Below are 6,873 nucleotides of genomic sequence, written 5' to 3' on the forward strand. Positions count from 1 at the left end.
ACGGGCTCAGGATCGTGATCGACTGCGCGAACGGCGCCGCCTACAAGGTGGCGCCGGAGGCGCTGTGGGAGCTCGGCGCCGAGGTGATCAAGATCGGCGTCGATCCCGACGGGCGCAACATCAACTACAAGTGCGGCTCGACGGCGCCCGAGGCGCTGATCGACAAGGTGCGCGAGGTGCGCGCCGACATCGGCATCGCGCTTGACGGCGACGCGGACCGCGTGGTGATCGTCGACGAGAAGGGCCAGATCGTCGACGGCGACCAGCTCATGGCGGTGATCGCGGAGAGCTGGAACCGGCGCGGCAAGCTCAGCGCCGGCGGCATCGTCGCCACCGTGATGAGCAACCTCGGGCTCGAGCGCTATCTCAAGGAGCACGGCCTGTCGCTGGCGCGCACGCCGGTCGGCGACCGCTACGTGGTGGAACACATGCGCCGGCACGGCTACAACGTGGGCGGCGAGCAGTCCGGCCATATCGTGCTATCGGACTTCACGACCACGGGCGACGGACTGGTCTCGTCGCTGCAGGTGCTGGCCTGCGCGGTAGCAACGGGCAAGCCCGTGTCGGAGGTCTGCGCGAGGTTCACGCCGCTGCCGCAGATCCTGCAGAACGTGCGCTACGACAGCGGCAAGCCGCTCGACGACAAGCGCGTGCGCAAGGCGATCGAGGGGGCGAAGCAGCAGCTTGGCGAGAGCGGGCGGCTCGTGATCCGTCCGTCCGGCACCGAGCCCGTCATCCGTGTGATGGCGGAGGGCGACGACGAGCAACTCGTCAATACCGTGGTCGGCGATATCGTCGAGGCTGTGAAGGCGGCAGCGGCGCAGGCGGCGTAGGCGCGGCGTCGCGATCCTTAAAGATTCCCTAACTTGCGCGCTAGGCGCAGCGCGTGCGCGTGTCGGCGCCCTGGCCACAGCGCGTCGCGCGCGGTCGCGATGTGCCCCGGAATGGAGCGCTGCTTAAGCGTCTATTAAGCGTTCCTCGACAATGCTCCCTTCGAGCAGTGCTGCGTTTCGCATGTCCCGCCGCAGCAACCGGGACAGCCTTCGAAAGGGACCGTCATGAGAACCTCACGCGTTTGCGGCCTCCTGGGCGCAATCGTCAGCGCAGCTTTTCTCTCCGTATCGTTCGTGCCGGCTCAAGCCGCCGATCTCGGATACGGCAGCGTCAAGGACATCCCGCCGCCGCCGTCGGGACGCGCGTGGTACCTCAAGGGCACCATCGGCATGAAGAACCCGGAGCCCGGCTCGATCTGGTCGGAGAGCTTCAACGACGGTGGCTTCACCGTGCACCACCACGACATCAAGAGCACGGCGCTTTACGGACTCGGCATCGGCGTCGAGCACAGCCGCTGGCTGCGCTTCGACATCACGGGCGAATACCGTGGCAAGCAGCTCTTCGTGGCGCAGGATTCCTACTACAGGCCGCCCTGCGGCGGTCCGGGGGACTGCGGCAGCAACGAGTACACCGCCGATCTCGAAAGCTGGCTCGGACTGTTCAACGCCTACGTCGATCTCGGCACCTGGCGCGGCGTCACGCCCTACGTCGGCGGCGGCATCGGCATCGGCTCGATCACCGTCATGGGCTACAAGGACGTCAACGTGCCGGCGGGCAGCGTCTACTACGGCGACAAGGACAAGACCACGACCAACTTCGCCTGGGCGCTCTATGCCGGTCTCGCCTTCGACGTGACGCCGCAGTTCACTGTCGATCTGGCCTATCGCTACACGGACCTCGGCGACGTGAAGACGGGCTCGGCCACGGCGTACGACCTGTCGGGCACGCATTCGGGACTCGAGATTCGCGACATCGTCTCGCACGATCTCCTGCTCAGCGCGCGCTATCGCCTGGATCACCCTGCGCCGATGTATCCGGTCGCCTTCAAATAGGATTGAAGGCGCGGCCCCGTAAGGTTTCTCGTCTCGGGCTGCGTCTTCGTTGGTTTTCCGCTCGGCGGGCCGGAAGCGACCGGCCCGCCTTTCTTTTTGCGGTGCAAGGACGGGGGCGGCGGTCATAAATTGGTCGAGAACCGGCCGCACGAACAGCAGACGAAGGCCGCAGGCGGGGGCGAACCTCAGCCTCGCGTCTCAGCCGGTCAGGCTCTATGCTCCGTGGGCGTAGGACGCCCTCTGCCAGGATCGTTCTCAACATTACACCAGCCCGAGAGGTTTTCCCGTGAAGCACGTGTTTGCCGTCGCGCTTCTTGTCTTTGCGGCCGCCGCAGACGTATCGCGCGCGGCAGAGGTCGAGGCTCAATCGCGGATCGATGCGGTCACGGTCTTTCCGATGGGTGCGGAAGTGGTGCGCGTCGCCAAGGTGCAGCTCGACAAGGGCGAGCATTCGCTCTTGTTCCGCGACCTTCCGGCGGGAGCGATCGAGGGCTCGATCCGCGTCGAGGGGACGGCCTCGGGCAAGCTCGAGATCGGGTCCGTGGACACGCGCCGGCTGTTCGTGCCGCGTGCGGACGCAGAAGCCTCGGCTTCCGAGCGGCGTCGCATCGAGACCGAGATCGAGGCGCTGAGGGACGATCGCGCGCGCCTCGAGGCACAGGTGCAGGCGGCGGAGACGCAGAAGCAGCTCATCACCAACCTCACGCAACTGCCGACGCGGCCGGCGCCTCCCGTCGGTGCCGAGCGCGGCGAGGACTGGACGGCGATCCTGGCCTTGATCGGGGCCGGCTCTGCCGAGGCGCAACGGGCGCTGCAGGACGCGCAGGTCAGGATCCGCGAGACGGACCGCAAGATCGAGGACCTCGAGAAGAAGCTCGCCGAGATCGCGCCGGAGAAGACCGAGCGCACGGAGGCGAAAGTGTTCGTCATCGCGCAGTCGGCACTCGAGGTCGACATCACGGTGCGCTATCAGGTGGCGCACGCGTCCTGGACTCCGCTCTACGACGTGCGGCTTCAAACCGGCGACAAGACGGTGGCGCCCAAGATCGATCTCACGCGCCGGGCCTCGATCAGCCAGAAGACGGGAGAGAGCTGGGAGAACATTGCGCTGACGCTTTCGACCACGCGTCCGTCGGCCGGCGCGTCGGCACCCGAGCTTCGCCCGTTGATCGTCGATTTCGAGCCGGAGGCACGGCCTCCGCCGGCGCCGATGGCCATGGCGCCCGCAAGCGGGCGCGCGCGGTCCATGGACGAGGGTGCCGCCGAGATCGCCGCGGAAGATCAGCTCGCCGCGCAAGAGCGGTTTGCAGCCGCCGCCCCGCAAAAACAGGTGGTAATGGCTGAGCGCCCGGCGGAGGTCGTGCGCGCGCCGTTCCATGCGCTCTATGCGGTGCCGGGACGGCTCACGGTTCCCGAGACGGGGGAGGCCAAGCGCGTGCAGCTCGCCGCTGAGACGATCGAGCCGGAGCTCACCATCCGTACCGTGCCGAAGGTTGAGCCCAAGGCCTATCTCTACGCCAAGTTCAACCTGCCGAAGGGCTCGCCGCTGTTGCCCGGCGCGGTGTCGCTGTTCCGTGACGGCACGTTCGTTGGGACGGGCCGGCTGCCGATCCTTTCGCCCGGCGAGGAGCATGAGCTCGGATTCGGCATCGATGATCTGGTGCGCGTGCGCCATGCGATCTCGGAGGAGACGCGCGGCGAGACGGGGCTGATCTCCACCTCGCGCACGGACAGCCGCAACTTCCTCATCTCGGTCAAGAGCATGCACGAGCGGGCGGTGTCGCTCGCGGTGTTCGATCAGGTGCCGGTGTCGGCCAACCAGGACATCAAGGTGGATCTGACCGGCAAGGCGCCCACCCGCGAGAACGTCGACGACAAGCGCGGCGTCATCGTGTGGGAGGGGAAACTCGAGCCCGACCAGGAGCAGACGATCAGCTTCGGCTACCGGGTGTCGTGGCCGTCGGCGAAGTCGGTGATCTACAGGCAGTAGGCCGGGGGCAGCCGAAGGGGCGCCGGCAGCGCAGGGTTAAGGCGGCCAGGGCTGCGTGGAATCGGCTGAAAATGGCCGTTTGGGCCGGAAAACCGCTTCCACTTTTCCTCCGGCGCTTTAAACGTAGCTTTTGGTTCCGGCCCCGGCTCGATCAGCCGGGGCCATTTCATGACATCTGGTGGGAAGAATGGCTAACGTCGTGGTCGTCGGCGCGCAGTGGGGCGACGAGGGGAAGGGCAAGATCGTCGATTGGCTCTCGGAGCGGGCCGACGTCGTGGTGCGATTCCAGGGCGGACACAACGCGGGCCACACGCTCGTCATCGGAAACGCGACTTACAAGCTGTCGCTGCTGCCTTCGGGCGTCGTGCGCGACGGCAAGCTCGGCGTCATCGGAAACGGCGTCGTTGTCGATCCGTGGGCGCTCATCGCCGAGATCGAGAAGCTTGAGGGCCAGGGCGTCGCCGTCAATCGCGACAAGCTCAGGATCGCGGAGAACGCGGCGTTGATCCTGCCGTTCCACCGCGAGCTCGACGTCATGCGCGAGGAGGCGGCGGGCGACGGCAAGATCGGCACCACGGGGCGCGGTATCGGGCCGGCGTACGAGGACAAGGTGGGACGGCGCGCGATCCGCGTGCAGGACCTGCGGAACCTCGCGACGCTCGGGCCGAAGGTCGATCGCCTGCTCCTGCATCACAATGCGCTCCGGCGGGGCCTCGGTAAGGAGGAGGTCAGCAAGGACGCGGTGATCGCCGAGCTTTCCGCCATCGCGCCCAAGGTCGTTCCCTACATCGATGTGACGTGGGAGCTGCTCGACGAGGCGAAGAAGGCCGGCAAGCGCATTCTGTTCGAGGGCGCGCAAGGCGCGCTGCTCGACGTGGATCACGGCACCTATCCGTTCGTCACCTCGTCGAACACGGTAGCGGCGCAGGCAGCGGCCGGCGCCGGCGTCGGGCCGGGGGCGCTCGGCTTCGTGCTCGGTATCGCCAAGGCTTATACGACGCGTGTCGGCGCCGGGCCGTTCCCGACCGAGCTTACCGACGAGATCGGCGAGACGATCGGCGTCAGGGGCCACGAGTTCGGGACCGTGACTGGGCGCAAGCGGCGCTGCGGCTGGTTCGACGCGGTACTGGTGCGGCAGGTGGTGAAGGTTTCGGGCATCGATGGCATCGCGTTGACCAAGCTCGACGTGCTCGACGGCTTCTCGGAGATCAAAGTGTGCGTGGGCTACAGGCTCGACGGCGAGACGCTTTCTCGCCTGCCGGCCGGCATCAACGCGCAGAACCGCGTCGAGCCGGTGTGGGAGACGTTCGAAGGCTGGTCGCAGTCGACGCAGGGCGCGCGGCGCTGGGCGGACCTGCCGGCGCAGGCGGTGAAGTACGTCAAGTTCATCGAGGAGCTGATCGAGTGCCCGGTGACGCTGCTCTCGACCAGCCCCGAGCGCGACGACACCATCCTCATGAAGGATCCGTTCGAGGATTGAGGGGCGTGGTGACGCGAGAGCGGATCCGATTTGGCTTGAAGAAACTTGGCTCTCTTATGTGATGGCCAGGCTTGACCCGGCCATGACGTGAAATCAGACGCAAAGGCGTATTGGGTCAGCGGCCGGAGATCTGGCCGCGGTAGTCGGTGAGCGCACCTTCAGTCAGCTCGGCGGCCAGAAGGCGTGCCGGATTGACGGGTCCTGGCAATGTGATGATCCCCGGTGCGACAGGCTTGAATCCGAAGCGGCCATAGTAGGGCTCGTCGCCGACCAGGATGACGAGGCGAATGCCGGCGGTGCGTGCGGCGTCCATTGCCTCCTTGATCAGCGTGCGACCGTATCCTTGGCCCGCGTGCTCGGGTGCAACGACGATGGGACCCAAGAGGGCGGCTCCCGTCCTTCCGCCGATGGCGATCTCGGACATGCGGATTGCCGCGGCAATGTGGTCGCCAGCGGTTGCCAAGCGACAGAAGTCGGAAATCTCGCGACCCGGCCCCATCTGCTCGCGCACGCGGTAGGCCGTGCGCGCAAACCGCCCTGGGCCGAATGCACGATCGTGGAGGGCTGAGATCAGGGGAATATCCCCGGGCGTGGCGGGCCGGGTTATAATTTTTGCGAGCATCGAACTGGATCCTGGCGTTCGTTCAGACGGGGCGCATCAGCGCGCATGGCGCGGCATCGGCGCTCGTCGCCGCGAACTCTCGCTCAGGATGGTGGACCGGGTGCGCATGGGCCGCGCCTTTAGCATGGGCGGTGGGGCGGGTCCAGGGTGTCACGAGGTCTCGGGATTTCACCAGTGCGGGGCGCGCGGCCGGGCGCCCATGATCTCGAGAACGCGCTCGCGCGTCGGCGGGTTTACGCCGTCCGGCAGAGCGTCCCAGGGGAACATCGCCTGCTCGGCGATCTCGGCGTTGGGCCGCGGCACGGCCTCCTGGCGCCAGGCGCGCACGACGAAGACGGCAATATGGTCGCCAGGGAACAGGCGATGGTTGGCGAACAGCCCGAACAGCTCCGGCGGGCCGGTGATCTCGACGCCGGCCTCCTCAAGCAGCTCGCGTCTCAACGCATCCTCGATGGTCTCGTCCTTCTCGACGCCGCCGCCCGGGAAGTGCCAGCCGGGCCGGTAGGTGTGACGGATCAGGAGCACGCGGCTTTCGGCATCCAGCACCACGCCCTGCGCGCCTAGCGTCAGGCCGCGCGAGTAGCGCCAGTAGCGTTGCAGCGCCTTGAGGATCATTTTATCAGGCGACACACGGCCTCTCCCGCGGATATGGTCTCACCGCTTACCACGACTGACCATAGCTCCTTGGTTTATCGTAATTTTTATCGGAGAATCGCTGTCCGTCCCAGATCCCGCGCGGGACGGACTGCCGCGGGGATGCGACGGCGCGCACGGCTCGAGGGCATATGACCGAGACTTTCACCCTTGTCCATATTTCCGACGTTCACCTGGGACCGATCACGGGCTTTCATCCCCGGCACTGGAATACGAAGCGGGCGCTCGGCTTCCTCAATTG

5 protein-coding genes and 1 pseudogene are annotated in these 6,873 nt (G+C 66.7%); 4 read left to right on the plus strand and 2 right to left on the minus strand.

Annotated features, from left to right (window positions below; translation table 11 throughout):
- The 4 genes and pseudogenes from glmM to IT540_RS03845 all read left to right on the plus strand — a co-directional run.
- Window positions 1–833: pseudogene (gene glmM / locus IT540_RS03830) on the plus strand (phosphoglucosamine mutase); the annotation flags it as partial.
- Between the two features lie 225 nt (window positions 834–1,058).
- A complete protein-coding gene (locus IT540_RS03835) occupies window positions 1,059–1,886 on the plus strand; it encodes an outer membrane beta-barrel protein (RefSeq protein WP_291173527.1) in 828 nt (275 codons plus the stop codon).
- 286 nt (window positions 1,887–2,172) lie between these two features.
- Window positions 2,173–3,876, plus strand: coding sequence for a mucoidy inhibitor MuiA family protein (locus IT540_RS03840; RefSeq protein ID WP_291173530.1), 1,704 nt, complete (start codon window positions 2,173–2,175; stop codon window positions 3,874–3,876).
- A gap of 187 nt (window positions 3,877–4,063) precedes the next feature.
- On the plus strand, window positions 4,064–5,356 hold the full coding sequence (locus IT540_RS03845; RefSeq protein WP_291173533.1) for an adenylosuccinate synthase: 1,293 nt from the start codon (window positions 4,064–4,066) through the stop codon (window positions 5,354–5,356).
- Window positions 5,357–5,471: 115 nt separating this feature from the next.
- Here IT540_RS03845 and IT540_RS03850 read toward each other — a convergent pair whose 3' ends face one another.
- Both IT540_RS03850 and IT540_RS03855 read right to left on the minus strand, forming a co-directional pair.
- Entirely contained in the window at window positions 5,472–5,978 is a 507-nt protein-coding gene (locus IT540_RS03850) for an N-acetyltransferase (protein WP_291173536.1), read from the minus strand.
- 168 nt (window positions 5,979–6,146) lie between these two features.
- On the minus strand, window positions 6,147–6,608 hold the full coding sequence (locus IT540_RS03855) for an NUDIX domain-containing protein (protein ID WP_291173538.1): 462 nt from the start codon (window positions 6,606–6,608) through the stop codon (window positions 6,147–6,149).
- Between the last annotated feature and the right edge of the window lie 265 nt (window positions 6,609–6,873).

Source organism: Hyphomicrobium sp. (assembly GCF_020852195.1).
Lineage (GTDB): Bacteria > Pseudomonadota > Alphaproteobacteria > Rhizobiales > Hyphomicrobiaceae > Hyphomicrobium_C.

Excerpts from the sequence above, each read along its gene's own strand:
- IT540_RS03835 (WP_291173527.1), top strand. The coding sequence starts at position 1,059 with ATGAGAACCTCACGCGTTTGCGGCCTCCTGGGCGCAATCGTCAGCGCA.
- IT540_RS03845 (WP_291173533.1), top strand. The coding sequence starts at position 4,064 with ATGGCTAACGTCGTGGTCGTCGGCGCGCAGTGGGGCGACGAGGGGAAG.
- IT540_RS03850 (WP_291173536.1), bottom strand. The coding sequence starts at position 5,978 with ATGCTCGCAAAAATTATAACCCGGCCCGCCACGCCCGGGGATATTCCC.